The 26,722-nt window shown below is 65.2% G+C and carries 19 protein-coding genes; 15 read left to right on the top strand and 4 right to left on the bottom strand.

The window, feature by feature from the left end; all coding sequences use genetic code 11:
- Nucleotides 1–31: 31 nt before the first annotated feature.
- Nucleotides 32–2,827, top strand: coding sequence for a TonB-dependent receptor (locus AC4BCN_RS26235; protein ID WP_490492099.1), 2,796 nt, complete (start codon nucleotides 32–34; stop codon nucleotides 2,825–2,827).
- A gap of 149 nt (nucleotides 2,828–2,976) precedes the next feature.
- The gene (locus AC4BCN_RS26230; protein WP_456147760.1) at nucleotides 2,977–4,230 is read left to right on the top strand and encodes a cyanophycinase; all 1,254 of its coding nucleotides are present in this window, start codon (nucleotides 2,977–2,979) and stop codon (nucleotides 4,228–4,230) included.
- Between the two features lie 8 nt (nucleotides 4,231–4,238).
- Here the strand turns inward: AC4BCN_RS26230 and AC4BCN_RS26225 are convergent, their stop codons facing one another.
- Nucleotides 4,239–5,435 (bottom strand): DUF418 domain-containing protein, encoded by a 1,197-nt coding sequence (locus AC4BCN_RS26225; RefSeq protein ID WP_490492098.1) that lies wholly within the window; start codon nucleotides 5,433–5,435, stop codon nucleotides 4,239–4,241.
- Nucleotides 5,436–5,443: 8 nt separating this feature from the next.
- A complete protein-coding gene (locus AC4BCN_RS26220) occupies nucleotides 5,444–6,046 on the bottom strand; it encodes a TetR/AcrR family transcriptional regulator (protein WP_490492097.1) in 603 nt (200 codons plus the stop codon).
- Nucleotides 6,047–6,241: 195 nt separating this feature from the next.
- Between AC4BCN_RS26220 and AC4BCN_RS26215 the strand changes: the two genes are divergently transcribed.
- The 13 genes from AC4BCN_RS26215 to AC4BCN_RS26155 all read left to right on the top strand — a co-directional run bounded on the left by AC4BCN_RS26215 (nucleotide 6,242) and on the right by AC4BCN_RS26155 (nucleotide 23,970).
- Nucleotides 6,242–7,684: an IgA Peptidase M64 gene (locus tag AC4BCN_RS26215; RefSeq protein WP_490492096.1), complete on the top strand. Its 1,443-nt coding sequence runs from the start codon at nucleotides 6,242–6,244 to the stop codon at nucleotides 7,682–7,684.
- Between the two features lie 426 nt (nucleotides 7,685–8,110).
- Nucleotides 8,111–8,296 (top strand): hypothetical protein, encoded by a 186-nt coding sequence (locus AC4BCN_RS26210; RefSeq protein ID WP_139090717.1) that lies wholly within the window; start codon nucleotides 8,111–8,113, stop codon nucleotides 8,294–8,296.
- A complete protein-coding gene (gene fabI, locus AC4BCN_RS26205; RefSeq protein WP_490493635.1) occupies nucleotides 8,293–9,075 on the top strand; it encodes an enoyl-ACP reductase FabI in 783 nt (260 codons plus the stop codon). Before AC4BCN_RS26210 ends, fabI begins: the two co-directional genes overlap by 4 nt.
- Nucleotides 9,076–9,085: 10 nt before the next feature.
- Nucleotides 9,086–10,531 (top strand): efflux transporter outer membrane subunit, encoded by a 1,446-nt coding sequence (locus AC4BCN_RS26200; protein ID WP_490493634.1) that lies wholly within the window; start codon nucleotides 9,086–9,088, stop codon nucleotides 10,529–10,531.
- An 18-nt stretch (nucleotides 10,532–10,549) separates the two neighbouring features.
- Nucleotides 10,550–11,623, top strand: a complete 1,074-nt coding sequence (locus AC4BCN_RS26195) for an HlyD family secretion protein (protein WP_490492095.1) — start codon at nucleotides 10,550–10,552, stop codon at nucleotides 11,621–11,623.
- A 2-nt stretch (nucleotides 11,624–11,625) separates the two neighbouring features.
- Nucleotides 11,626–14,370, top strand: coding sequence for a ribosome-associated ATPase/putative transporter RbbA (gene rbbA / locus AC4BCN_RS26190; RefSeq protein ID WP_490492094.1), 2,745 nt, complete (start codon nucleotides 11,626–11,628; stop codon nucleotides 14,368–14,370).
- Between the two features lies 1 nt (nucleotide 14,371).
- On the top strand, nucleotides 14,372–15,496 hold the full coding sequence (locus AC4BCN_RS26185) for an ABC transporter permease (protein WP_034746452.1): 1,125 nt from the start codon (nucleotides 14,372–14,374) through the stop codon (nucleotides 15,494–15,496).
- A 47-nt stretch (nucleotides 15,497–15,543) separates the two neighbouring features.
- A complete protein-coding gene (locus AC4BCN_RS26180) occupies nucleotides 15,544–17,808 on the top strand; it encodes a DUF3141 domain-containing protein (protein WP_490492093.1) in 2,265 nt (754 codons plus the stop codon).
- Nucleotides 17,809–17,817: 9 nt separating this feature from the next.
- A complete protein-coding gene (locus AC4BCN_RS26175; protein ID WP_490492092.1) occupies nucleotides 17,818–19,233 on the top strand; it encodes a bifunctional enoyl-CoA hydratase/phosphate acetyltransferase in 1,416 nt (471 codons plus the stop codon).
- The gene (locus AC4BCN_RS26170) at nucleotides 19,230–20,447 is read left to right on the top strand and encodes an acetate/propionate family kinase (protein ID WP_490492091.1); all 1,218 of its coding nucleotides are present in this window, start codon (nucleotides 19,230–19,232) and stop codon (nucleotides 20,445–20,447) included. The genes AC4BCN_RS26175 and AC4BCN_RS26170 overlap by 4 nt, the downstream gene beginning before the upstream one ends.
- A 214-nt stretch (nucleotides 20,448–20,661) precedes the next feature.
- Nucleotides 20,662–21,138 (top strand): hypothetical protein, encoded by a 477-nt coding sequence (locus tag AC4BCN_RS26165; protein ID WP_128141883.1) that lies wholly within the window; start codon nucleotides 20,662–20,664, stop codon nucleotides 21,136–21,138.
- Between the two features lie 164 nt (nucleotides 21,139–21,302).
- Nucleotides 21,303–23,609: a DUF8189 domain-containing protein gene (locus tag AC4BCN_RS26160; RefSeq protein WP_490492090.1), complete on the top strand. Its 2,307-nt coding sequence runs from the start codon at nucleotides 21,303–21,305 to the stop codon at nucleotides 23,607–23,609.
- 13 nt (nucleotides 23,610–23,622) lie between these two features.
- Nucleotides 23,623–23,970: a hypothetical protein gene (locus tag AC4BCN_RS26155; RefSeq protein WP_034746469.1), complete on the top strand. Its 348-nt coding sequence runs from the start codon at nucleotides 23,623–23,625 to the stop codon at nucleotides 23,968–23,970.
- Here AC4BCN_RS26155 and AC4BCN_RS26150 read toward each other — a convergent pair.
- Nucleotides 23,967–24,155 carry a helix-turn-helix domain-containing protein gene (locus tag AC4BCN_RS26150; protein ID WP_034746472.1) on the bottom strand — a complete coding sequence of 63 codons (189 nt, stop codon included), beginning with the start codon at nucleotides 24,153–24,155 and terminating at the stop codon, nucleotides 23,967–23,969. The two genes, AC4BCN_RS26155 and AC4BCN_RS26150, sit on opposite strands and share 4 nt — an antisense overlap.
- Before the next feature lie 187 nt (nucleotides 24,156–24,342).
- Nucleotides 24,343–26,697 (bottom strand): DNA topoisomerase IV subunit A, encoded by a 2,355-nt coding sequence (parC, locus tag AC4BCN_RS26145; protein WP_139090721.1) that lies wholly within the window; start codon nucleotides 26,695–26,697, stop codon nucleotides 24,343–24,345.
- Nucleotides 26,698–26,722: the final 25 nt, after the last annotated feature.

The raw sequence follows: 26,722 nt of genomic DNA, 5'->3' as shown, positions 1-26,722 counted from the left end.
ATCAGGCATCAACATCAGGGGGAGAGTGACAATGCACATGAAAAGACAGGGCGGCTCCTTGCCACGCGAGCGGGTGCTGGCGCAAGGCGTGCGCGTGGCGCTGGGCGCCCTGAGCGTGACGGCGGCGCTGGGCATGCTGGGCGATGGTGCGCAGGCGCAGGCGCAGGAGAAGGAGCAGGAGACAGAAGCTGCGCCGAAAAAAATGCAGCGCGTGGAGATCACGGGTTCGGCCATCAAGCGCCTGGAGTCGGAGACGGCGCTGCCCGTGCAGATCATCACGCGCGCCGAGATCGAAAAGGCGGGCGTGACGACGGCGGCCGAGTTGATGGCGCGCGTGTCGGCCAACGTGGGGGGCCTGACGGACGGCGCCAGCATCAACGTGGGCGGCGACCAGCGCGGCTTCAACAGCGCCAACCTGCGCGGCGTGGGCACCTCGTCGACCCTGGTGCTGCTCAATGGCCGGCGCATGGCCAACTTTGCCTCGCCCGGCGACGATGCGGGCGTGGACCTGAATAACATTCCCGCCGCCGCTCTGCAGCGCGTGGAAGTGCTGCTCGATGGCGCCTCGGCCCTGTACGGCACGGACGCCATCGGCGGCGTCATCAATTTCATTACGCGCAAGGATTACCAGGGCGTGGAGCTGAACGTCTATGGCAGCCGCACCGATGAAGGCGGCGCGGGCAAGCGCACGGCCAGCATCACGGCCGGCACGGGCGACCTGGCTGCGGATGGCTACAATATCTTCGCCGTGGTCGACCTGCAAAAAACGGACGGTCTGCGCTCCTCGCAGCGCAAGTTCATCCCGAACCTGCAGATTCCGCAGCGCCTCGGGCATTTGCTGTCGAACTTTACCAGCCCGGCGAATATCCGCCTGTCCAGCGCCCAGCGCGAGCACCTGCAGGACAATGGCTTCCTGCTCAATGGCCAGCCGATCACCAACCGCCAGATCAATTTTGGGATTCCGAACTGCGCGCCGCCGGCCAATTTGTACCTGCCGGCGGGCACGGGCGGCGTCGATGCCTGTACCTACGACTACATGGGCGACACGGAGCTGTATCCGAAGACGGACAAGCAGAACCTGCTCACGCGCGGCGTGCTGAAACTGAATAACGATCACCAGCTGTACGCGGAAGTGGCGCTGAGCCGCTCGCGCAGCCATTACGTGGGGTCGTCGGCGCGCGTGATCGGCTACCTCGATTACAGCAAGGTGCCGCAGCTGGCCAATGCGGGCTTCGATACGCTGCTCGATGACGATGGCAAGCAGGTGGAGCGCGAACTGGAACTGCGCATGCGGCTGAACGAGGCGGGCATGCGCACCAGCCAGCTGACCAGCGAAAGCCAGCGCTTCGTCGTGGGCGCCACCGGCACGCTCGCCGGCTGGGATTACGACGTGGGTTTCAATCACAGCGTCAATGTGGTGAAAGACCGCGATACCCACGGCTACGTCCTGTACGACAAGCTGCAGGCAGGGATCGCCGCCGGCGACATCAATCCCTTCGGGCCCTCCAGCGCGAAAGGCCGGGCGCTGCTCGACAGCATCCAGGTCGACGACGAGGTGCGCCATGCGCACGGCGTCATGGACTCGCTCGACTTCAAGGTGTCGCGCGCCTTGATGCCCATGGGCGGCGGCGACATGGCGCTGGCCGTGGGCGGCGAAGTGCGGCGCGAACGCACCGAATTCCGTCCGTCGGCGCTGCTCATGAGCGACAACATCAACAACGATGCGGCGCCGGAAGGCGGCAAGGGCACCAGCGACAGCCGCAATGTACAAGCCGTCTACGGCGAACTGCTGCTGCCGTTGACCAGGCAATGGCAGGCGCAGCTGTCTGGCCGCTACGATCATTACGAGCAGGTGGGCGGCGCCCTCAGTCCCAAGGTCGGCCTGACCTACATGCCCAGCAAGCAGGTGCTGCTGCGGGCCTCCGCCGGCAAGGGCTTCCGCGCGCCGTCGATGTCGGACTTGCACCGTCCCACCGTCTACAGCAGCACGGCGACCTTGCCCGACCCCGTGTTGTGCGCCACCGTGGACAACAATTATGCCGATTGCGCGCAGAACTGGGATACGCGCCGCTACAGCAACGACAAGCTGAAACCGGAGCGCAGCCGCCAGTTCTCGGCCGGCCTGGTGCTCGAACCGAGCCAGCACTGGACCTTCAGCTTCGATTACTGGAACATCAGGCGCACGGACCTGATCAGCGAAATTGGCGACGACATCATCCTGGGCAACCTGTCCAAGTACGGCGACCTCGTGCACCGCAACGAGGACGATGAAATCGACTACATCGAACTGCGCAAGGAAAACCGCGGCGCGCAAAAAGCCTCGGGCATCGATATCACGGCCGACCTGCATGGCGTGAAAACGGCATGGGGACGCTTTGGCGGCCACCTGAGCGGCACGTATGTGCTGGGTTCAAAAATCCAGACCAGCCCTGGCGACACCTTTGTCAGCAATCTCAATCGCTTCGTCACGGACGGCGTGGTGCAGCGCTGGCGCCACACGATCACACTCGATTGGGACAGCGGCCCGTATTCGGCCAGCCTGTCGAACACGTATTCGAGCGGCTACGATGACCAGAACTCGGCCATCAACACGGACGATGGCAGCGTGGTCAAGCCGAACCGGGTGAAGGCGTACACCTTGTGGGACATGTCGGCGGCATATGCGGTCAGCCAGCAGTTCAAGCTGCGCGCGGGCATACAGAATCTGTTCAATACCAGTCCGCCATACTCGAACCAGGCCTATTTTTTCCTGTCCGGCTATGACCCCAGCTACACGGACCCGCGCGGCCGGCGCTTTTATGCGAGCGCCAATTACAGCTTCAAGTAAAAAAAGCCGGGGATGCCGCAACAACGCTGTCATATGCGGCAGGTAGTATCGTCGTTCGGTGGAGTTGGGTTGCAAGCAGCAGTTTGGCAGCAAGGGCGCGCGCCGGTATCGACAAGTGTGCGCCACTTTCATTGTATTCGAAAGGCACCATGAAATCATCTTCAAACCTGTATCACACCTTCCGCGCCGCGCTGCTGTTCGTGCTGGCATTGTGCAGCGTCCATGCCGTGGCGGCGCCCGCAGGCAGTGCCATCGGCAGCGCGCCGCAGGGCACCCTCGTCATCATTGGCGGCGGCCTGCGCGCCGACAATGCCGAAGTCTGGCAGCGCATCGTCAAGCTGTCGGGCGGGCCGGGCGCGCGCATCGCCGTGCTGGCGTCGGCCGCGATGAACCCGGAAAAATCCGGTGAAAACATCATCAGGAAACTCAATCAATATGGCGCCGAGGCCTTTTTCGTGCCGCTGGCTGTCAAGCTGGCCAACCGCGATTACCGCAAGGCGGCCGAAGACCCTGCCATCGTCACGCAGATCAAGTCGGCCACCGGCATTTATTTTGCCGGCGGCGACCAGGGGCGCATCACGCAAGCCTTGCTGCGCCCGGACGGCAGCCGCACTGCCGCGCTGGAAGCTATCTGGTCGGTCTACCGCAACGGCGGCGTGATCGCCGGTTCCAGCGCCGGCGCGGCCATCATGAGCACGACCATGTTCTACGACGCCAAACCGGTGCTCGACATGCTCAAGATGGGCGTCACGGATGGCCGCGAGATCGCGCCGGGCCTGGGCTTCATCGGCAGCGACGTGTTCGTCGACCAGCATCTGCTGGTGCGCGGGCGCTTTGCCCGCATGATCCCCGTGATGCTGAAAAAAGGCTACCACCTGGGACTGGGCATCGATGAAAACAGCGCCATGGTGGTCGATGCCATGCGCGATGTGGAAGTCATCGGCTACAGCGGCGCCCTGCTGATCGACCTGTCGGGCGCCATCAGCGACCGCGGCGTGAAAAATTTCAATATCAGCAATGCTGCCATCAGTTACTTGGACCGGGGCGACAAATTCAACCTCGTCACGCGCGTGTTTACGCCGTCGCCGGACAAGGCCGACAACAAGCTCGATCCGAACCAGCCCGACATGCGCGAACCTGTCTTCACCAACGATATCCTCGGCAACAACGCCGTGCTCGACCTGATGGGCAATTTGATCGACAACGCGCAGCAGGAAGCCATCGGCATCGCCTTCGGCAACCCGCGCGACCCGTACCCGGACCTGGGCTTCGAGTTCCGCTTCAGTAAAACCGTCAACAGCGTCGGCTACAGCTCGACCGAGGCGGAAGCATATTCCGTGCTGAAGCTGCGCCTCGACATCCGCCCGATCCAGCTGCGCCAGCCGCTGTACCGCTACAAGTAAGCGGAGCGCTACCTCCGCCAGCGCGGCCACGCGGCGACCGTCAATGCCCGCAGCAGCCACTCGACGGGGCCATAGGCGTGGCCGCGCAGCCACCAGCGGCTCAATGGCAGCTGCACGCCAAAGATGATGGCGGCCAGCGCCAGCGCGCCGAGCGGCGAGACGCTGCCCATCAGCCGCATGCCATACGCGAGGAACAGCACGGCGCAGATGGCCGACTGCAGCAGGTAGTTCGACAGGGCCATGCGGCCCGTGTCGGCCAGCAGCGCAAACAGCGTGCCGTCGCGCAGGCGCTCGAACAGAGATAGCGCCAATGCCAGATAGGCGCCCGCCAGCAGCGGTGCGGTGGCCAGGCCCACAGCCAGTCCCGCTACCTGCCATGCCTGGCTGTCGCCATACACGGAAGTCCACGCATAGAAGGCGGCGCCGGGTAATCCCGCCAGCGTGCCGGTCCACAGCAGGCGACGGCGCAGCGGCAGATAGTCGCTCGCATGCAGCAGCATCTCGCGCTTGCCGGCGGCCAGGCCGCACAGGAACATGGCCAGCGCGCACGGGGCCTGCACCAGCAGCAGGACGAGCCAGATGTCACTGAGTTCGCGCAGATGCTGATGGATGACGGCAGCCGGCGTGGCGCGGTAGGCGGCCAGTGCGCTTGCCGCTTTTTGCGCCATGTCCACGGCCAGCTGCGCGTCGTTGCTCGCCGGCTGCAGGCTTTGCAGCCAGGCCATGCCTGCCCAGAACGCCACGCAGACGGCGACGAGCGTCAACGCCAGGGACAATGCCTGGCGTTCGCCGCAGCGGTGCAGCGCCAGCAGCACGATGCCCAGCAGAGCGTAGGTGGTCAGTATGTCGCCATGAAACAGGAATATGGCGTGCAGAGCGCCGATCAGCCACAGGCCCGCTTGCCGGCGCAGCATGCGCGGCACGAACGGTGCGCCAGCGCGCGCGGCCGCCTGCATCTGCAGGGTGAAGCTGTAGCCGAACAAAAAGGAAAACAGCAGGTAGAACTTGGTCTCGAACAGCAGGGCGACGAGAAAATGCGTGGCGCGGTCCACGCCGCCGTGAAAGGCGGGATCGGTCAAGCCCAGGCCGAACCAGGGCGTGGCGAAGGCGCCGATATTGACGACCAAAATGCCGAACAGGGCGCAGCCGCGCAGGGCGTCGACGTCGGCGATGCGCGCGGGCTGCGTACTCGGTGAGCGGTTCATGGCGGCGCTCATGCCAGGGCAGGGCGCAGGAAGCGCGCCAATAGCAGATGCAGGCTGGCCCGCTGCGCCAGCGGCGCGTAATCGGGATCGACGGCAACCCGGTTGAAGATGCCATCGATTAGCGCGGCGATCCAGCTGGCCGTTTGCGCGGCGTCCAGCGCGGCGTCGGCCTGGCCCTGCGCGGCCGCCTCTTCCAGCAAGGCTTGCAGGCCGCCGCGCAGGCTGGCGTCGTTGCGCGCTACCCTGGCCGCGATGTCCGTGTCGCGCATCGCCTCGGCGGCAATGTCCAGCGCCAGTCCCGCAAAGTCCGCGTCGGCCGCCAGTGCCAGCACCACATCCATGAAATCGAGCAGGGCGCCGTAGGCATCGGCGCTGCCTTGCACGCCGGCGAAATAGGCGGCCGTCTCGCTGCCTTCCTGGTCGACGATGGCGGCGATGATCGCTTGCTTGGTGGGGAAGTAATGGAACAGGTTACCGGGACTCATGCCCGCCTGCGCGCAGATGGCGGCGGTGCTGGTCTGGTGAAAGCCCTTGCGCGCAAAGCAGCTGCGCGCGGCGGCGAGAATGGCGTCGCGGCGCGCCGCGTGTTTATCGGGATCGATGGTGCGCATGGCTTTACCTTTAATTAATAGACTAGTCAATCTAATATAAGCCGATTGCCTTGCCAGGTCAAGCTGGGCGCTTTGCACGTCCCCTTCCGGTCGCTACAATGTGCCGCAGCGGTTTTTCCCGCGCCTGCCGGCAAGCCCGCCGATTGTTTGGAAAACCGATCCCTTCACCTGTTTTTCTACCGTTTTAGGAATGACATGCAGCAGACCCCGATTCGATCCTTTCTTTGCGCGCTGGCGCTGGCCGCCGGCATTGCCCCTGCCGCGCAGGCAGCCAGTGCCGCCCAGCCGGCCACCATGCGTCTCGATTACCAGCACAGCGGCAATGCGCTGGGCGAGCATTATGCGGTTGAGCGCGTGCTGGTCGAGCCCCTGCCATGGGCGGGCAATCTGGCGCGGCCCATCGATGACAGCAACCGCGGTAACAATATGCTGGAAGTGGTCGACATCAAGTCGGGCAAGGTGCTGTATTCGCGCGGCTTTTCCACCATCTTCGGCGAGTGGGCCAGCACGGACGAAGCGAAAACCACCACGCGCGCGTTCCAGGAATCCGTGCGCTTCCCGCAGCCCGAGCAGTCCGTGCGCGTGCGCATCCTCAAGCGCGACGAGCGCGGCCTGTTTTCCATTGCGTGGAGCACCGATGTCGATCCTGCCGCGCAGGACGTGATCCGCAAGCAGCCGCCGGCGCCCGTCAAGCCGATCCCGATCCGCATCAGTGGTCCATCCAGCGACAAGGTCGACCTCTTGATCATGGGCGACGGCTATACGGCCGCTGAAATGGGCAAGTTCGAAGCGACGGCGCGCAAGCTGGCCGAGCATCTGTTTACCGTGTCGCCATTTCGCGAGCGGGCCAATGACTTCAATGTGTGGGCCATGGCCGCGCCGACGCCGGAGTCGGGCGTGTCGCGTCCCTCGACGGGCATGCACCATGCGTCGCCCTTGGGCACGCGCTACGACATCTTCGGCAGCGAGCGTTATGTGCTGACGACGGACAACCGCGCACTGCGCGACCTGGCGCAGTATGCGCCGTATGAATTCATCGAAATCCTCGTCAATAACGATACCTACGGCGGCGGCGGCATCTTCGGCCAGTTCAGCACGGCGGCGGCCAACAATGACTGGGCCAATTACCTGTTCGTGCATGAATTCGGCCACCATTTCGCCGGCCTGGCCGACGAGTACTACACTTCGCCCGTGGCCTATCAGTCGAATGGCGAACGCCAGGAACCGTGGGAGCCGAACGCCACGGCGCTGCGCGATCCGGCCAAGCTGAAATGGAAAAACCATGTGAAGGCGGGCACACCGCTGCCGACGCCATGGCCGAAGGAGGCGTACGACAGCCATGCGCGCGAATACCAGAAGCAGCGCGCGGCCCTGCGCGCGGCCAACCGCCCGGAAAGCGAAATGAGCACCTTGTTCAAGGCCGACCTGGCGTACACGCAGCAGCTGTTCTCGAAAGCGCCGCAGCGCCATGCGGTAGGCGCCTTCGAAGGCGCGCACTACGAGTCGTCAGGCTACTACCGGCCCGAGATGCAGTGCATCATGTTCGACCGCAGCGAGACGTTCTGCTCCGTTTGCCAGGATGGCATCAGCACCATCATCGATTTGTATTCGCGTCCGGCCCCGGCGCCAGGCAAATAAGGCCGCTCCTGTCATTCCAGTAGTGCATGGGGCCATGTTGCATCGCAATAGCATGGCCCCGATTTTTCCCGCTCCCCGCCTGGCGCCGCGCGCCAAGTCGCCCCACCGCTTGTTTTTCAGGCAATCCCCTTTCTTTTTGCACGGCTGCCTTTCTGTGCGCCAGCCCCACGGAGTTATCAAAAAGGCACCGCGATTCGCTTGCTTGTCAATTAGTTCATTTAAATAATATTGATGTAGAATTTGATGTATATCAATGTTGCATTGCCGCAATCGCACTTATAGTTGACCTAGCTCAAAACGATAAGCATGCGGACCGGACTCATCGCGAATCACGTATCTAAATGCTGTAGAGTAATTTTCGCCCTGTACCAGTTCCCCGAGAATGCACTGGTGCCGGCCTCGAATTTCAGTGACGGAAGCCGATTCATGAAGATGCAGACCCCCACGCCTGACGCGTGCAGTACCCTCCATCCCCACACTCCGATTGCCTTGCCGTATGCGCGTGCTGGCGGCGTTACCCTGGCCATGTGCGCCGCCGCCATGCGCGCCGGCGCCGTGCGTAGCGTGCATGCGGCCACGCCGTGGCCCGCCCTGCGTCCAGTCCCGGCATGACGGCCGGCTTGCCCCACCTGCCTTTGCAGGGCAAGCAGGGGCTGGTGGTGGGCATCGCCAACGCGCAAAGCATCGCCTGGGGCTGCGCCAGCGCCCTGCGTGCGGCCGGCGCGGAACTGGCCGTCACCTGGCTCAATGACAAGGCGAGAACGCACGTGGAACCGCTGGCGCAGCAAGTGCAGGCGTCCATCATGGCGCCGCTCGACGTGGCCGTGCCGGGGCAATTGGAGGCGATGTTCGCGCAGATCGAACGGCAGTGGGGGCGGCTCGATTTCCTTGTTCACTCCATCGCCTATGCGCCGAAACACGATTTGCATGGCCGCGTGACGGACAGCTCGGCCGACGGCTTTGCGCAGGCGATGGATGTCTCCTGCCACTCCTTCATGCGCATGGCGAAACTGGCCGAACCGCTGATGCCGGACGGCGGCAGCTTGATGACCATGAGTTACCTGGGCGCCGAGGAAGTCATCGCCGATTATGGCCTGATGGGGCCCGTGAAGGCGGCGCTGGAAGCGTCCGTGCGTTACCTGGCCGCCGAACTGGGCCCGCAAGGCATCAGAGTCAACGCCATTTCGCCGGGGCCACTGGAAACGCGGGCCGCTTCCGGCATTGCCCATTTCGACCGCCTGATGGCCGACGCCATCGAACGTTCGCCCATGCGCCGCCTGGCCACCATCGAGGACGTGGGCGCGCTGTGCGCCTTCCTCGCCGGCGACGGCGCGCGTGCCATCACGGGCGGCACCCTGTACGTCGATGGCGGCTACAACATTCTGAATTGACTGGAAGATGATGACCATGGCTGTTTTTACCTTGCCACACCGCGCCATGCTGGCCGCCCTGGCAGCCACGCTGGCCCTGGCCGGCTGCGCCTCGATGGCGCCGCCGTATGCGCCACCGCCGCTGCCCGTGGCGGCGCAGTATCCGGAAACCGATCCGGCCGGCGCGCACGCACCCGACGTCGCCTGGCAAAGCTACTTTGCCGACCCGCGCCTGCAGGCGCACATTGCGCAGGCGCTGGCCAGCAACCGCGACATCCGCATCGCCGCGTTGCGCGTGGAAGAGGCGCGCGCCGCGTATGGCATCCAGCGCGCGGAGCAATTTCCCACCATCGCGCTGGGCGCCTCCGGCAGCCGCGCACGCGTGCCAGATGATCTGAGTCCGACGGGCCGCGCCATGACCAGCGCGCAGTACCAGGCGGGCTTGAACGTGAGCGCCTGGGAACTCGATTTCTGGGGCAGGGTGCGCAGCCTGAAAGACAGCGCGCTGCAAACCCTGCTGGCCAGCGACGAGGCGCGCCGCGCCGTCGGCGTGGCCCTCGTGGCGCAGGTGGCCAATGGCTACCTGGGCTTGCGTGAACTCGACGAAAGGGTGGAACTGGCGCGCGCCACGGTCGACAGCCGCGCCGAATCGCTGTGCATCTTCACCCGCCGCTTTGAGGTAGGCTCGATTTCCAAGCTGGACCTGACGCAGGTGGAAACCCTGCTCAGCCAGGCCCTCTCGCTGTCGGCCCAGCTGGAACAGGCGCGCGCCGTGCAGGCGCACGCGCTGGCCCAGCTGGTGGGCGGCCCCGTCGACCTGGCGCCGGTGGCTGAGGTGCGCCGCTTCGACGACGCCAGCGTGCTGCAGCCGCTGCATGCGGGCCTGCCATCGGCCTTGCTCACGCAGCGTCCCGACCTGATCGCGGCCGAACACCAGTTGCGTGCCGCGCAAGCCAATATCGGCGCCGCGCGCGCTGCCTTCTTCCCGACGATTTCACTGACGGCTGCCTACGGCACGGCCAGCGCGGAATTGAACGGTTTGTTCGACTCGGGCAGCGGCGCCTGGAATCTCGCGCCGCGCCTGGTGCTGCCGATCTTTGACGCGGGCCGTTTGCGCGCCAATATGGACCTTGCCGAGGTGCGCCGCGACGTGGCCGTGGCCAATTATGAAAAAAGCGTGCAGGGCGCCTTCCGCGAAGTGGCCGACGCGCTGTCGAACCGGCGCTGGCTGGCGCTGCAGGTCGACATCGGCAAGACGACGTTGGCGGCGCAGAGCGAACGGGCGCGCCTGGCCAAGCTGCGCTACGACAATGGCGCCGCGCCCTACCTGGAAGTGCTCGATGCGCAGCGCGACTTGCTGACGGTGGAGCAGCAGCTGGTGCAGACGCGCCGCGCGCTGCTGTCGAGCCAGGTCAGCCTGTATGCAGCCCTGGGCGGCGGCGCGCCCGTCGCCTCTGCCGCCGCTTCCACCCACTAATTTGATCGCCCCGATACCATGAATGCTCAACTGAAGAAAAAACTCATCCCCGCGGCGCTCGTCGTGGCCGTTCTCGTGCTCGGCTATGTGGCCTGGCAAAAAATGCGTCCCACGGGTCCTGGCGAAGGTTTTGTCAGCGGCAATGGCCGCATCGAAGCGACGGAAATCGACGTTGCCACCAAGCTGGCCGGCAGGGTCAAGGAGATCCTCGTGCGCGAGGGCGACTTCGTCAAGGCGGGCCAGCCGCTGGCCACCATGCAGGTGGACTCGCTGGCGGCCCAGCGCGACGAGGCGCGCGCGCGCCAGCAGCAGGCATCCGATGCGGTGGTCGGCGCGCAGGCGCAGGTGGCCGTGCGCGAGAGCGACAAGGCGGCCGCGCTGGCCATGGTGGCGCAGCGCGAAAGCGAACTCGATGCGGCCAAGCGCCGCCTGGCCCGCTCCGAGACCCTGTCGAAAGAGGGCGCGTCCTCGGTGCAGGAACTCGACGACGACCGCGCCCGCGTGCGCAGCGTGGCCGCCGCCCTGAATGCGGCCAGGGCGCAGGTGACGGCGGCGCAGGCGGCCATCGACGCGGCCAAGGCGCAGGTGGTCGGTTCGCGTTCCGCCGTCGTGGCGGCCGAGGCGACGACGGCACGCATCGATGCCGACCTGGCCGATGGCCAGCTGGCGGCGCCGCGCGACGGCCGTGTGCAATACCTGGTGGCGCAGCAGGGCGAAGTGCTGGCCGGCGGCGGCAAGGTGCTCAACCTGGTCGACCTGTCCGACGTCTACATGACTTTCTTCCTGCCCGAAACGGCGGCCGGCAAGGTGGCGCTGGGCGGCGAAGTGCGCATCATCCTCGACGCGGCGCCCCAGTACGTGATACCGGCGACGATCTCGTTTGTTGCCGCCAGCGCGCAGTTCACGCCGAAGACCGTGGAAACGGCCAGCGAACGCCAGAAGCTGATGTTCCGCGTGAAAGCGCAGATCAGCCGCGAACTGCTGCAAAAGCATCTGGCGCTGGTGAAAGTGGGCTTGCCCGGCGTGGCCTGGGTGCGTCTCGATACCAAGCAGGCCTGGCCCGCTGAACTGACGGCGAAGGTTCCGGAGTGACCATGGCTAACAATTCCCCTGTCGTCAGCATTCGCGGCGTCAGCCAGCATTACGGCAAGACGGTGGCGCTGGACGGCATCGACCTCGACGTGCCGGCCGGCCGCATGGTGGGCTTGATCGGTCCCGATGGCGTGGGCAAATCGAGTTTGCTGTCGCTGGTGGCGGGCGCGCGCGCCGTGCAGCAGGGCAGCGTGATGGCGCTCGGCGGCGACATGCGCGATGCGCGCCACCGCGACGACGTTTGTCCGCGCATCGCCTACATGCCGCAAGGCCTGGGCAAGAATCTGTATCCGACCCTGTCGGTCGAGGAAAACCTGCAGTTTTTCGCGCGCCTGTTCGGCCACGACGCGGCCGAGCGCCGCCGCCGCATCGACCAGCTGACCCGCAGTACGGGTTTGCAATCGTTCCTCGCGCGCCCGGCCGGCAAGCTGTCGGGCGGCATGAAGCAGAAGCTGGGCCTGTGCTGCGCGCTGATCCACGATCCCGACCTGCTGATTCTCGACGAGCCGACTACCGGCGTCGATCCGCTGGCGCGCGCCCAGTTCTGGGACCTGATCGCCGGCATCCGCGTGCAGCGCCCGCAAATGAGCGTGATGGTGGCCACCGCCTACATGGACGAGGCGCAGCGCTTCGATTGGCTGGTCGCCATGGATGACGGCAAGGTGCTCGATACGGGTACGCCGGCCGAACTGCTGGCGCGCACGGACAGCGGCAACCTGGAAGCGGCCTTTATCAAGCTGCTGCCGGAAGCGAAGCGCGCGGGCCACCAGCCCGTCGTCATCACGCCGCTCGATGCTGCCAGCGCGCAGGACGTCGCCATCGAGGCGCAGGACCTGACCATGCGCTTCGGCGATTTCACGGCCGTCGACCATGTGAATTTCCGCATCGGCCGCGGCGAAATCTTCGGCTTCCTGGGCTCGAACGGCTGCGGCAAGTCGACCACCATGAAGATGCTCACGGGCTTGCTGCCGGCCACGGAAGGCAAGGCCTGGCTGTTCGGCAAGCAGGTCGATTCCAGCGATATCGACACGCGCCGCCGGGTCGGCTACATGTCGCAGGCGTTCTCGCTGTACAGCGAACTGACGGTGCGCCAGAACCTCGTGCTGCACGCGCGCCTGTTCCACGTGCCAGAGGGCGAGATACCTGCGCGCATCGACGAGATGGCGCAGCGCTTCGACCTGGGCGCGGTGATGGACGACTTGCCCGACAGCCTGCCGCTGGGCATACGCCAGCGGCTGTCCTTGGCCGTGGCCATGGTGCACAAGCCGGAAATGCTGATCCTCGACGAACCGACGTCCGGCGTCGACCCCATCGCGCGCGACAATTTCTGGCGCCTGATGATCGAGCTGGCGCGGCGCGACCACGTCACCATTTTCATTTCCACCCACTTCATGAACGAGGCCGAGCGCTGCGACCGCATCTCGCTGATGCATGCGGGGAAAGTACTGGTCAGCGATGCGCCGGCCGAACTGGTGCGCAAGAAGGGTGCGCCTTCGCTGGAAGCGGCTTTCATCGCCTACCTGGAAGAGGCGGGCGGCGGCACGGCGCCGGCGGCGCAGGAAAGCGAGGCGCCCGTGCAAAAGGCGGAAGCGGTCGCACCGCACCAGAAGCGTAGGCGCAACCGTTTCAGCCTGGGCCGCATGCTCAGCTATATGTGGCGCGAAACCTTGGAACTGCGCCGCGACCCCGTGCGTCTGACCCTGGCGCTGGGCGGCTCCGTGCTGCTGCTGTTCGTCATCGGCTTCGGCATCAGCCTCGATGTGGAAGACTTGAGTTACGCGGTGCTCGACCACGACCAGACCACGTTGAGCCAGAATTACACGAACAACCTGGCCGGCTCGCGCTATTTCATCGAGCGAGCGCCGTTGCGCGACTATGCCGATATCGACAAGCGCATGCGCAGCGGAGAACTGTCGCTGGCCATCGAGATCCCGCCCGGCTTCGCGCGCGACGTGCAGCGCGGCGCGCCGGCCCAGGTGGGCGCGTGGATCGACGGCGCCATGCCGATGCGCGCGGAAACCGTGCAAGGCTACGTGCAGGGCATGCACCAGCTGTGGCTGGCCGACCAGGCCTTGCACCGCTATGGCGTCACGATGAGCAACCCCGTCGCCATCCAGACGCGCTACCGCTACAACCCGGACGTGAAAAGCCTGCCGGCCATGGTGCCGGCCGTGATTCCCTTGCTGCTGCTGATGCTGCCGGCCATGCTGGCGGCGCTGTCCGTCGTGCGCGAAAAGGAACTCGGTTCCATCATCAACCTGTACGTGACGCCCGTCACGCGCCTGGAATTCTTGCTCGGCAAGCAGGTGCCCTACGTCGTGCTGGCCATGTTCAACTTCCTTCTCATGGCGCTGCTGGCTGTCACCGCCTTTGGCGTGCCGGTCAAGGGCAGCCTGGCGACCCTGATCGGCGCCACCTTCATCTTCAATATCTGCGCTACCGGCATCGGCCTGTTCGCCTCGACCTTTACGCGCAGCCAGATCGCGGCCCTGTTCGTGACCATGATCGGCACCATGATCCCGGCCATCCAGTTTTCCGGCCTGCTCAATCCCGTCTCGTCGATGGAAGGCGTGGGCAAGGCCATCGGCCTGATGTACCCGGCCACGCACATGCTCAACATCAGCCGGGGCGTGTTCAACAAGGCGCTGGGGCTGGGCGACCTGCACGCCTCGTTCTGGCCGTTGATCGTGGCGATCCCCGTGATCCTCGGCGTGACCGTGGCGCTGCTGAAGAAGCAGGAGAGCTGATATGCGCCACCTTGAAAACATCTACCGCCTGGGCGTGAAGGAAATCTGGAGCCTGATCCGCGATCCGATGATGCTGATCCTGATCCTCTACACGTTCACGCTGGCCATCTACGTGGCCGCCACGGCCAAGCCGGAAACCCTGCACATGGCGTCGATCGCCATCGTCGACGAGGATGGCTCGCCCCTGTCCGGGCGCATCGCCTCGGCCTTCTTCCCGCCCCAGTTCACGCCGCCGGCAATGATCAACCAGAGCCAGGTCGACGCAGGCCTGGACGCGGGCCAGTACACCTTCGTGCTGACGATCCCGCCCAAGCTGCAGGCCGACGTGCTGGGCGGACGCCAGGCGGAACTGCAGCTGAACGTGGACGCCACGCGCATGAGCCAGGCCTTCAGCGGCAGCGGCTACATCCAGCAGATCGTCGCCGGCGAGATATCGGAATTCGCCAAGCGCTACCGGGGCGCAACCGTCTCGCCCGTGGAGCTGGTGATGCGCGCGCGCTTCAACCCGTCGCTGAGCCAGGCCTGGTTTGGCTCGCTGATGGAGCTCATCAACCAGGTGACGATGCTGTCGATCATTTTGACGGGCGCGGCCCTGATACGCGAACGCGAACACGGCACCATCGAGCATTTGCTGGTGATGCCCGTGACGCCTGCCGAAATCATGCTGGGCAAGGTATGGTCCATGGGTCTCGTGGTGCTGCTGGCCGCCGCCTTGTCGCTGAACCTCGTGGTGCGCGGCATGCTGCACGTGCCGATCGAAGGCTCGATCGCGCTGTTCCTGTGCGGCGCGGCCCTGCACCTGTTCGCCACCACGTCGATGGGTATTTTCCTCGCCACCGTGGCGCGCAGCATGCCGCAGTTCGGCATGCTCCTGATCCTCGTGCTGCTGCCGCTGCAGATGCTCTCGGGCGGCAGCACGCCGCGCGAAAGCATGCCTGAACTGGTGCAAAACATCATGCTGATCGCCCCGACCACGCATTTCGTCGAATTGAGCCAGGCGATCCTGTACCGGGGCGCCGGCATCGACGTGGTGTGGAAACCGTTTCTGGCCCTGCTGGCCATCGGCACGGCCCTGTTCACGTTTGCCCTCGCCCGTTTTCGCAAGACCATCAGCCAGATGGCGTAGCTCCCGCGCCGGAATGGTCCGGCGTTTTTTGCATGAAAAGGATAGCCATGAAAACCGAAGCTGCACCATTTTTCTCCACCGGCGGCTTGCCGTCGCTGGGCGTGCTGGGCGACTATGCGCGCGATTCGTGGCAGCGCATCGTGCTGTACGCGGACGTGATGCGCCGGCGCGGTAACCAGTATCAGGAACACATGGCCGAGGAAGTGCCGAACGTGCTGGACTTCCCCGCCGAACTGGTGATGTCGGGCCTGGAGCTGGCGCGTCCCGTCAACTACGGCCTGGCGCGCATCCTGACGCCCGATGCGCCCGAACCTGATCCATCGAAACGCCCGTTCGTCGTCGTCGATCCGCGCGCCGGCCATGGTCCCGGCATCGGCGGCTTCAAGGCCGAGAGCGAGATCGGCGTGGCCCTGCGCGCCGGCCATCCATGCTACTTCATCGGCTTCCTGCCCGATCCCGTGCCGGGACAGACGGTGGAAGACGTGATGCACGCCGAGGCGGCCTTCCTGGAAAAAGTCATCGCCCTGCATCCGCACAGCGAGGGGAAACCCGTCGTCATCGGCAATTGCCAGGCGGGCTGGCAAATCCTCATGACGGCGGCCATGCGCCCGGAATTGTTCGGTCCCATCATCGTGGCAGGCGCGCCCGTCTCGTACTGGGCCGGCTGGCATGGCCGCAATCCGATGCGCTACGCGGGCGGCCTGATGGGCGGCAGCTGGGCCACGGCCCTGGCGGGCGACCTGGGTAACGGCCGCTTCGACGGCGCCAGCCTGGTGCAGAATTTCGAAAAACTGAACCCGGCCAACACGCTGTGGAGCAAGCAGTACAACTTGTACGCGAACATTGATACGGAAGCGCCCCGTTACCTGGAATTTGAAAAATACTGGGGCGGCCACGTCTTCCTCAACGACGTCGAGATGCAATACATCGTCGACAATCTGTTCATCGGCAACCGCCTGGCCACGGCCGAATTGATCACCTCCGACGGCGTGCGCCTGGACTTGCGCAATATCCGTTCGCCCATCGTCGTGTTCTGCTCGAATGGCGACAACATCACGCCGCCGCCGCAGGCGCTGGGCTGGATCACGGACCTGTACCGCGACGACAAGGACGTGCTGATGCACGACCAGACCATCGTCTACGCCGTGCATGACAGCATCGGCCACCTGGGCATCTTCGTGTCGGCCAAGGTGGGGCACAAGGAACACCAGAAATTCGCCAGCAATATCGACCTGATCAACCTGCTGCCGGCCGGTATCTACGAAGCGCGGATCGTCGACAAGACGCCCGACACGCCGAACGCCGACCTGGCCAGCGGCGACTACGTGCTGCAGGTCGAGCACCGCGGCATCGACGACGTGCGCGCCATCGTGCAGCCGAGCGTGGAAAACGACCGCAAGTTCGCCGCCGCCGCGCGCGTGTCCGAGGTGAACCTGGCCCTGTACCGCACGTTTGCGCAGCCATGGGTGCGCGCCATGGTCACGCCGCAGACGGCGCGCTTCCTGCAGCTGGCGCACCCGCTGCGCGTGTCGTACGAGCGCTGGACCGACCACAATCCGCTGGCCAGGCTGGTGGCCAGGGAGGCGGAAAAAGTGCGCGCCCACCGCCAGCCGGTAGCGCCCGACAATCCGCTGCTGGCCATGCAGGAAGCGATCTCCGGCGCCATCACGGCCGGCTTGAACGGCTGGCGCGACTGGCGCGACACGGTGCAGGAAACGACCTTCGACCTGGTGTACGGTTCGCCGCTGGTGCAGGCGCTGACGGGACAAGCCATCGGCGATACGACGCCGCCGCGCCCGCATCCCGGCATCTCGCCCGAGCATTGCGAATACGTGCGCTGCGAAACGCGCAAGATGGACGAGGACATGCAGCGGGGTGGCCTGGTGGAAGCGGCCGTGCGCGCGCTGTTCTATATCTACCGCTTCCGCATGATTGCCGACGAACGCAGGGTCAACCTGGCCCTCAAACTGATCAAGCCGCAATACCGGCAGGACGTTGGCATGGAGGAGTTCCGCGGTATCGTGCGCCAGCAGGCGCGCCTGATGCTGCATGATTTCGATGCGGCCATCGCCGCCTTGCCGGCCTTGCTGTCGCGCGCCGACCCTGACGACATCGGTGCACTGGCCGGGTGGCTGCAGCAAGTGCTGCAAGTGCCCGAGGCGCCGACGCCGGACGAGGAAGCGAGCCTGCAGCAGATGCTGGACGTCTTCGACCGCGCGGTCAAGGATCAAACGAAGGCGCAACCGCCGGCCGTGCGCGCATCCAAGACTGAACCGAAAGCCAAACCGGCCAAACACATTACCCCTGTATAGAAGACCACGATGACTACTCCCCTAGACGATGATTTGAATATCGTACGCAACCGTACCTTCGACCAGATCGCCATCGGCGACACGGCCAGCATCACGCGCACCCTGAGCATGGACGATATCGCCCTGTTCGCGGTGATGTCGGGCGATGACAACCCGCAGCACCTCGATACGGAATTTGCCGCCGCCACCCGCTACCAGGGCGTGATCGCCCACGGCATGTGGGGCGCGTCTCTCATTTCCGCCGTGCTGGGCACGCGCCTGCCCGGCGCCGGCACCGTCTACACGGGCCAGACCCTGCGCTTTTTGCAACCCGTGCGCGTGGGCGATACGCTGGCTATCAGCGTCACCGTCACGGCGCTGGAACCGCGCAGCCGCCACGTGACCCTGGCTTGCCGCTGCGTCAACCAGCATGGCGCTGTGGTGCTAGAAGGCGAGGCGCAGGTGATCGCGCCCGCCGAGCAGATCGAACGGACGCGCGCCACCTTGCCCGAAGTGCGTCTGCATAACGGCGACGGCACGCGGCGCCTGCTCGAGCACGCGCGCACCCTGGGGCCGATCAGGGTAGCCGTGATCCATCCTTGCGATGAATTGAGCCTGTCCGGCGCGCTCGACGCGCATGCGGCCGGCCTGATCACCCCCGTGCTGGTGGCGCCGCGCGCGCGCCTGGAAGCGGTGGCGTTGGAGGCTGGCCTGAGCCTGGAAGGCATCGCCATCGACGACGTCGAGCATAGCCATGCGGCCGCCGCGCGCGGCGCCGAACTGGCGGGCAAGGGCGAAGTGGAAGCCTTGATGAAGGGCAGCCTGCACACGGATGAACTGATGTCGGCCGTGCTGTCGGCCAGCGCCGGCCTGCGCACCAAGCGCCGCATCAGCCACTGCTTCCTGATGCAGACACCCGCGTATCCGCGCCCCTTCATCATCACGGATGCGGCCATCAATATCGCACCGAACCTGGCCATGAAGGCCGACATCGTGCGCAACGCCATCGACCTGGCCCACGTGATCGGTGTGGCCTGCCCGCGCGTGGCCATCCTGGCTGCCGTGGAAACCGTGAACGCGGACATGCCCGCCACCCTGGACGCGGCCGCCCTGTGCAAGATGGCCGACCGTGGCCAGATCACGGGCGCCATCCTCGACGGACCGCTGGCTTTCGACAACGCCGTGTCGATCGCCGCCGCCACCGTCAAGGGCATCGTCTCCGAGGTGGCGGGCCGCGCCGATATCCTGCTGGTGCCCGACCTGGAAAGCGGCAACATGCTGGCCAAGCAGCTCGAATACATGGGCGACGCGGACAGCGCCGGCATCGTGCTGGGCGCGAAAATCCCCGTCATCCTCACCAGCCGCGCCGACTCGCGCGCCAGCCGCATCGCCTCGTGCGCCATCGCCGTGATGCTGGCCAACCATTACCGGAGCACGCCGCCATGAACGCAGCAGTCCAACATGCCGATGGCACCCTGATCCTCGTGCTCAATTGCGGTTCGTCGAGCATCAAGTTTGCCCTGTTCGAGCAGACGGGCGGCGTGCTGCCGCAGCAGGCGCAATGGAGCGGCAAGGTCGAAGGCATCGGCCGCGAAAACGCCACCTACCGCGCCGGCGGCCTGCCGGCCGTCGCCCTGCAGCTCGATCCGCAGCAGCCGCATCACGCGGCGCTCGAATACATCCGCGCGCAAGTGGTGGCGCAGCTGGACGGGCGTCCGCTGCGCGCCGTGGCGCACCGCGTGGTGCATGGCGGCAGCAAATATTTCGCCCCCGTGCGCATCGATTTTGCCGTGCTGGCCGACCTGAAAAGTTATGTGCCGCTCGCGCCCCTGCACCAGCCGTTTGCGCTGGAAGCCATCGAGGTGCTGCTCGAATCGCGGCCCGACATCGCCCAGGTGGCGTGCTTCGACACGGCCTTTCACCACACGGTGCCGCAGGTCGAGCAGATGCTGGCCCTGCCTTACGATGCGTGGGAGCGGGGCTTGCGCCGCTACGGTTTCCACGGCCTGTCATACGAATACCAGTCGCTGGTGCTGGAGCAGCGTTTTGGCGCTGTCGCGCGCGGCAAGGTCATCGTGGCCCACCTGGGCAGCGGCGCCAGCCTGTGCGCGATGGAGAATTTGCACAGCGTGGCCACCACCATGGGCTTTTCGGCGCTCGATGGCCTGATGATGGGCACGCGCTGCGGTTCGCTCGATCCGGGCGCCGTGATCTACCTGATGGAGATCGAAAAACTGTCGCTGGAAAAAGTGGCGCACGTGCTGTACCACGAGTCGGGCTTGCTGGGCGTATCGGGCGTGTCGGCCGACCCGCCGGTCTTGCTGGCGCAGCAGGACCGGCAGGATGCCACGGGCGAGCGCATCCGCGCCGCGCTGGCCTTGTATATCCGCCGCATCGTGCGCGAGATCGGCGCCCTGACGGCCGTGCTCGGTGGGCTGGACATGCTGGTGTTTACAGCCGGTATCGGCGAGCACAGCGCCGAGCTGCGCCAGCGCATCTGTGACGAGCTGGGGTTTATCGGCCCGGTGCTTGACGGGGAGGCGAATGCGCGCAACGCCAGCCGCATTTCCACCGATGCCAGCCGCATCGTCGTGGGCGTGGAGCCGGCCAACGAGGAATGGGTGGCTGCCCGCCACGCGGCGCTGGCCGTGGGCGCATGAGGCTATGAGACCTGCATCGCACCCAATGGGAAATTTGCTGATTTGCACATATTTTCCGTTGAGTGCGCTAACGCACTGTGTGGTTTGCCAGATATCTTTACTATGAAGTCATGCCATTGCGCTACATCAAGAAACAGCGCGATGCCTGGCAAATTTTGAACATTTTGCCCGCCTTTAGTAAGAATAAAATTAAACCATATTGAAAGGTCTCATCATGAACAAATTACTCGCCACCCTGATCGCTACCCTGTTTGCCACCGCTGCCATCGCGCAAACGGCGCCAGCTACCCCAGCCGTTGCCAGCGCCCAGGCGTCTGCGCAGCATGACATCAACAAGGCCGCCAACAAGGAAGCCAAAGTCGATGCCAAGGCTGACGCCAACGTCGCCAAGGCCGAAATGAAGGCCGACGAAAAGAAAGCCGACGCCCAGCACAAGGCAAATAAAACCAAGGCCAAGGCCCACGACAAAGTGGTCGACGCCGATCCGGAAGACAAGATGAAGGCGCAAGCCAAGGCTGACAAAGCTGCCGCCAAGGCCGATGCGAAAGCGCACAAGGCCAGCGTGAATGCGGACGCCAAAGTGGCCAAGGAAAAAGTGGAAGCGAACCAGGATAAAGCCATCGCCGCCACCAAAACGGAAGAAGCCAAGGCCAAGGCCGACGCTGAAGTCAAGGCCGCCGCCGCCAAGTAATACACCGTTTGCGGGCTTCGGCCCGCAGGCCCACAAGACAGCTTCGGCTGTCTTTTTTTTCGTCCGCCACTTTTCCCTGGCACCGCTTGCCAGTCTTGATCTCGCGCAAGTGCTCCTCTTTTTGCCGTGCCATAGTGAATTGGCATATAGACGAAGGAGACATCATGAGCACCGCTAAAACGAAAAAATCGCCGGCCACCAGCTCGGCCGAAGACATGCCTGCCATGCCGGTCGAGGGCGATGTGCAGGCCGATGCCCGGGCGGCGGATGCCATGCCGGGGCCGCGCCTGGGCGTGTCGTACGCGGACCAGGCGGCGCTCACCCAGGGCGCGGCCGCCGTGAATGCCGGCGACATGCCGGGCGGCGGCATGCAGCAGGCGCCGCAGGGCATGGCGGGCGCCAGTTGCATGCAGGTGGGCGTTGGCGGTGGCATGGGAGGCGATGGTGGCGGCAGTGGCGGCATGGGCGGTGATGGAGGGCAGGGCGGCGGGCAGGGGGGCGGCACCCCGCAGAAGCGCACCTGCGCCACGATGGACGTGCATCGCCGCCTGCTCACCGAAGATCCGTCGTACGCGAACGTGCGCGCCGATATCGAGAATCTGGCGGGGCTCTACGAGGGCGACGCCAGCATTGCCGGGCGTTCCGGCGTGACGCACATTCCGGTGGTCGTGCACGTGGTGTGGAATACGGCCGAGCAGAATATTTCGGATGCGCAGATCGCCAGCCAGATCGATGTGCTCAATCGCGACTTCCGGCGCGTCAATCCCGATGTCAACAGCACGCCGGCGCCATTCCTGCCGTTGACGGCCGATGCGCGCGTGGAGTTCGCGCTGGCCACGACCGATCCGCATGGCGCGGCCACCAGCGGCATCGAGCGGCGCCAGACGACGGTGGCCTCGTTTGGCGCGGACGATGCGGTCAAGTCGCAGGCGACGGGCGGCATGGATGCCTGGCCGGCCGACAGCTACCTGAATATCTGGGTGTGCCAGTTGGGCGGCGGCTTGCTCGGTTACGCGCAGTTTCCCGGCGGCCCGGCCGCCACCGATGGCGTGGTGATTTTGCAATCGGCCTTTGGCACGACCGGCACGGCGGCGCCGCCGTTCCACCTGGGGCGCACGGCCACGCATGAAATCGGCCACTGGCTGAATTTGAATCATATCTGGGGCGACGACGGCACCGGCTGCTCGGGCACGGACAACGTGGCCGATACGCCGAACCAGGGCGGGCCGAACATGGGCCAGCCTTCGTTTCCCCAGGTGTCGTGCAGTAACGGGCCGAATGGCGACATGTTCATGAACTACATGGATTACGTCGACGATCCCGCCATGTTCATGTTCACGGCAGGCCAGGTGGCGCGCATGCAGGCTTGCCTCGATGGCCCGCGCGCCAGCATCGGCACGGGGGGCGCAGGTACGGGCGCCACGCCGCGCCAGAGTTCCTCGCCCGTCGTGGCCTGGGGCGCGAACCGGCTCGACGTGTTCGTGGTGGGCACCGACCGCGCCCTGTACCACAAGGCCTGGAATGGCACGGCCTGGGCGCCGTCCGTCACCGGATATGAAGCCCAGGGCGGCATCTGTACCAGTGCGCCGCAGGTGGTGTCATGGGGGCCGAACCGGCTCGACGTGTTCGTTACGGGCACCGACAGCGGCTTGTTCCATAAATGGTGGAACGGCACGGCCTGGGGGCCGTCGCTGACCGGCTATGAAGCGATGGGCGGCCTGTGCGTGGGCGACCCGCGCGCCGTGGCCTGGGGGCCGAACCGCCTCGACGTATTTGTCGTCGGCACGGACCGTGGCCTGTATCACAAGTGGTGGAACGGGTCCGCCTGGGGGCCGTCGCTGACCGGGTACGAAGCCATGGGCGGCATTTGCCTGGGCCAGCCGGAAGCCGTGGCATGGGGGCCGAACCGCCTCGATGTCTTCGTCGTCGGCACGGACCGTGCCCTGTACCACAAGTGGTGGGACGGCACTGCCTGGGGACCGTCGCTGACGGGCTATGAACGCCTGGGCGGCATCTGCACCTCGTCGCCGAAGGCCGTGGCATGGGGGCCGGACCGCCTCGACGTCTTCGTTACGGGCACCGATGGCGCGCTGTACCACAAGTGGTGGGATGGGTCGAAATGGGGGCCTTCCAACGATGGTTTCGAACGGCTGGGCGGTATTTGCGTGGGCGAGGTGGAAGCCGTGTCGTGGGCACCGGACCGGCTCGACCTGTTCGTCATCGGCACGGACAGCGCCCTGTATCACAAGGCCTGGAACGGCACGGCCTGGTCGCCTTCCCTGACCGGCTTTGACAACCTGGGTGGCGTGTGTACTTCGCGTCCTCGCGCCACGGCCTGGGCACCGGACCGCCTCGACGTGTTTGTCACGGGCACGAATGGCGCGCTGTTCCACAAGGCTTGGAACGGCACGGCCTGGTCGCCCTCCGTGAGCGGCTATGAAAACCTGGGCGGCGTGGTATCGTGCTTCTGAGGGAGGGATCGCCATGCATGGCATGACAACGGCACTGCCCAGCGGCAGTTGGACGCACTCGTTCGAGGAGGATGCGGACGGCATCGAGGTGTACCGGCCCACGGCCACGTTTGTCTTTCCTCCCAGCCGCAAGGGGCGCAAGGTGCTGGAATTCGGCGCGCCCGCCGGCGCCATGGCGCAAGGGGCGGCGACCTTGACGCCGATGGCGCCCGGCCCCGACGACCGGCCCCGCGCCGGCCCCGTGACCCGGCTCGTACCCCTGGGCATGGGCCGTTATGCGCTCGGTGATGGCGCCGGGGCGCAAGACGTGATCGATATCGTCGAAGCGACGCCCGACGTGCTGCGCCTGTCGCGGCGCTAAGGCTGGCCGCGCAGCTTGTGCGCAAGCGCCGTGCGGTTACCCACGTCCAGCTTCTGATAGATCGCGTGCAGCTGGTTGCGCACGGTGGCCGGCGACTTGCCCAGTTCCCTGGCGATGCTTTTGTAGGGCAAGCCTTCGGCCGCCATGGCCGCGACCAGCCGCTCGGCCGGGGTCAAACGCTGCATGGCGACCTGCCTGAAACGTTGTTTCTCATCGCTGTTCTCCTCTCCGTGGACGGCATGCCGGTGGCATGCCTGCAGGGATAACGAAAACGCGGCGCGTATTTGTAAAACTATTTTTCCTGCTTCGATACGCTGTGATAGGCGAAAAAAAAGACAGGCGAACCTGTCTTTTTGTATGGCGCGATGCCGGTCAGCCGATGGCCGCCATCGACACCGGTTTCAGCTTGGCTGCCAGCGCCTTGCCCTTCTTGGCGCGCTTGCCGAAGTGGTCGGCCAGGGCCGTGGCGCCCAGCGACGCATCCTGCGGTTTCGAGGCCCGGCCGATGCCGGAGACGACCACGCCGCGCTGCGTGATCGGCTGCACGGCCAGCAGCTTGTCCTTGGCATCGAGGTCGATCAGCTTGACGCCGGTGCCGCCCTTGGACAGGGTTTTCATTTCATCGAGGCCGAATACGAGCAAGCGCGCGCCTTCCGTCAGGCAGGCCAGGGCGCTGGCCGCTTCGGCGATGACTTTCGGTTCGAGCGGCACGTCGCCGTCATCGAGGGTGATGAAGGCCTTGCCGCCTTTCAGGCGGCTGACCATGTCGCCCGCCTTGGCGATGAAGCCGTAGCCGGCGCTCGACGCCAGCAGCAAATTGGTGGCGCCATTGCCCGCAAAGTAGTGCAAGATGCGCACGGCGTTGCCCGGGGTGCCGCCGCTCAGGTCGCACAAGGTCGTGATCGGCACGCCGTCGCCGCGCGCGTTGGGCAGCGCCGAGACGGGAACCGAGTAAATCTTGCCGTTGTTGCCAAAGCCCAGCAGGGTGTCGACCGTGCGGCATTCGAAGGCGCCATGCAGGCTGTCACCGGCCTTGAACGTGAATTGTGCCGCATCGTGGCCGATGCCGGTACGCGCGCGCACCCAGCCTTTTTCCGAAATGATGACGGTGACCGGTTCATCGACCACCTTCTGTTCCGCCACGGCTTTTTGCGCTTCTTCGATCAGGGTGCGGCGCGCGTCGCCGAACTGCTTGGCATCCGCTTCGATTTCGCGGATGATGGCGCGCTTCATCGAGCCCGGATTGTCGAGCAGGTCTTGCAGAGACTTTTCTTCCTTGCGCAGCTCGGCCAGCTCCTGCTGGATCTTGATCGTTTCCAGGCGCGCCAGCTGGCGCAAGCGGATTTCCAGGATGTCGTCGGCCTGGCGTTCGGACAGTTTGAACGCGTCGATCAGGGCCGCTTTCGGTTCATCCGAATTGCGGATGATCTGGATCACCTTGTCGATATTGAGCAGGATCGCTTCGCGTCCTTCCAGGATATGGATGCGGTCCTTGACCTTGCCCAGTTTGTAGCCGGTGCGGCGCGTGACGGTCTCGAAGCGGAAGTCGATCCACTCGCGCAGGATGTCGCCCAGGCCTTTCTGGCGTGGACGGCCGTCGCCGCCTATCATCACCAGGTTGATCGAGGTCGACGATTCCAGCGACGTATGCGCCAGCAGCATCAGCATGAATTCCGTCTGGTCCTGGTTCTTCGACTTCGGCTCGAACACGAGGCGCACGGGCGCGGCGCGGCCCGATTCGTCGCGGATGGTGTCGAGCGAATTGAGGATCAGCGCCTTCAGGGCCACCTGGTCCGGCGACAGCGCCTTCTTGCCCAGTTTGATCTTCGGATTCGTCAACTCCTCGATTTCTTCCAGCACCTTTTGCGAGGAAGTACCGGGCGGCAGTTCCGTCACGACGGCCTGCCACTGGCCGCGCGCCAGCTCTTCGATCTTCCAGCGCGCGCGCACCTTCATGCTGCCACGGCCGCTCGCATACATGTCCTGGATTTGCGATGGTGGCGTGATGATCTGGCCCCCGCCGGGGAAGTCCGGACCGGGAATGATGGCCATCAGCTCGGCGTGCGTGATCTTCGGATCGCGAATCATGGCGACAGCCGCTTTCGCCACTTCCGCCAGATTGTGCGACGGGATTTCCGTCGCCAGGCCCACGGCGATGCCGGAGGCGCCGTTCAGCAGCACCATCGGCAGGCGCGCCGGCAGCAGCTTCGGTTCTTCCGTCGAACCGTCGTAGTTGGGCTGGAAGTCCACCGTGCCCATGCCGATTTCATCCATCAGCAGCTTGGCGATCGGCGTCAGACGCGCTTCCGTGTAACGCATGGCCGCCGCGCCATCGCCATCGCGCGAGCCGAAGTTGCCCTGGCCATCGATCAGCGGGTAGCGCAGCGAGAAATCCTGCGCCATGCGCACCAGCGCGTCGTACACGGACTGGTCGCCGTGCGGATGCAATTTACCGAGCACGTCGCCGACCACGGCTGCCGATTTGCGCGGCTTCGCCGTGGAGTTCAGGCCCAGCTCGTTCATCGCATACAGGATGCGGCGCTGCACGGGCTTCTGGCCGTCGCAGACGTCGGGCAGGGCGCGGCCCTTGACGACGGAGATGGCGTAATCGAGATAGGCGCGCTCGGCAAAGGTGGACAGGGTCAGCGCTTCGCCGTCGAATACCGGTTCATCCGGCTCGATCGGCTCAGGCTGGGCATCGTCAAATAAATTCGTTTGTGTGGACATGGCGCTTGTTTCGGTGTTGAGTGGT

This window comes from Janthinobacterium sp. Bl 1 (assembly GCF_058215535.1).
Note: the sequence above shows the minus strand (reverse complement) of the source record. Positions and strands in the feature narration are given on the sequence as shown.

Coding starts and splice junctions, on each gene's coding strand:
- AC4BCN_RS26235 (WP_490492099.1), top strand. CDS start 32: ATGCACATGAAAAGACAGGGCGGCTCCTTGCCACGCGAGCGGGTGCTG.
- AC4BCN_RS26230 (WP_456147760.1), top strand. CDS start 2,977: ATGAAATCATCTTCAAACCTGTATCACACCTTCCGCGCCGCGCTGCTG.
- AC4BCN_RS26225 (WP_490492098.1), bottom strand. CDS start 5,435: ATGAACCGCTCACCGAGTACGCAGCCCGCGCGCATCGCCGACGTCGAC.
- AC4BCN_RS26220 (WP_490492097.1), bottom strand. CDS start 6,046: ATGCGCACCATCGATCCCGATAAACACGCGGCGCGCCGCGACGCCATT.
- AC4BCN_RS26215 (WP_490492096.1), top strand. CDS start 6,242: ATGCAGCAGACCCCGATTCGATCCTTTCTTTGCGCGCTGGCGCTGGCC.
- AC4BCN_RS26210 (WP_139090717.1), top strand. CDS start 8,111: ATGAAGATGCAGACCCCCACGCCTGACGCGTGCAGTACCCTCCATCCC.
- fabI (WP_490493635.1), top strand. CDS start 8,293: ATGACGGCCGGCTTGCCCCACCTGCCTTTGCAGGGCAAGCAGGGGCTG.
- AC4BCN_RS26200 (WP_490493634.1), top strand. CDS start 9,086: ATGACCATGGCTGTTTTTACCTTGCCACACCGCGCCATGCTGGCCGCC.
- AC4BCN_RS26195 (WP_490492095.1), top strand. CDS start 10,550: ATGAATGCTCAACTGAAGAAAAAACTCATCCCCGCGGCGCTCGTCGTG.
- rbbA (WP_490492094.1), top strand. CDS start 11,626: ATGGCTAACAATTCCCCTGTCGTCAGCATTCGCGGCGTCAGCCAGCAT.
- AC4BCN_RS26185 (WP_034746452.1), top strand. CDS start 14,372: ATGCGCCACCTTGAAAACATCTACCGCCTGGGCGTGAAGGAAATCTGG.
- AC4BCN_RS26180 (WP_490492093.1), top strand. CDS start 15,544: ATGAAAACCGAAGCTGCACCATTTTTCTCCACCGGCGGCTTGCCGTCG.
- AC4BCN_RS26175 (WP_490492092.1), top strand. CDS start 17,818: ATGACTACTCCCCTAGACGATGATTTGAATATCGTACGCAACCGTACC.
- AC4BCN_RS26170 (WP_490492091.1), top strand. CDS start 19,230: ATGAACGCAGCAGTCCAACATGCCGATGGCACCCTGATCCTCGTGCTC.
- AC4BCN_RS26165 (WP_128141883.1), top strand. CDS start 20,662: ATGAACAAATTACTCGCCACCCTGATCGCTACCCTGTTTGCCACCGCT.
- AC4BCN_RS26160 (WP_490492090.1), top strand. CDS start 21,303: ATGAGCACCGCTAAAACGAAAAAATCGCCGGCCACCAGCTCGGCCGAA.
- AC4BCN_RS26155 (WP_034746469.1), top strand. CDS start 23,623: ATGCATGGCATGACAACGGCACTGCCCAGCGGCAGTTGGACGCACTCG.
- AC4BCN_RS26150 (WP_034746472.1), bottom strand. CDS start 24,155: ATGCAGCGTTTGACCCCGGCCGAGCGGCTGGTCGCGGCCATGGCGGCC.
- parC (WP_139090721.1), bottom strand. CDS start 26,697: ATGTCCACACAAACGAATTTATTTGACGATGCCCAGCCTGAGCCGATC.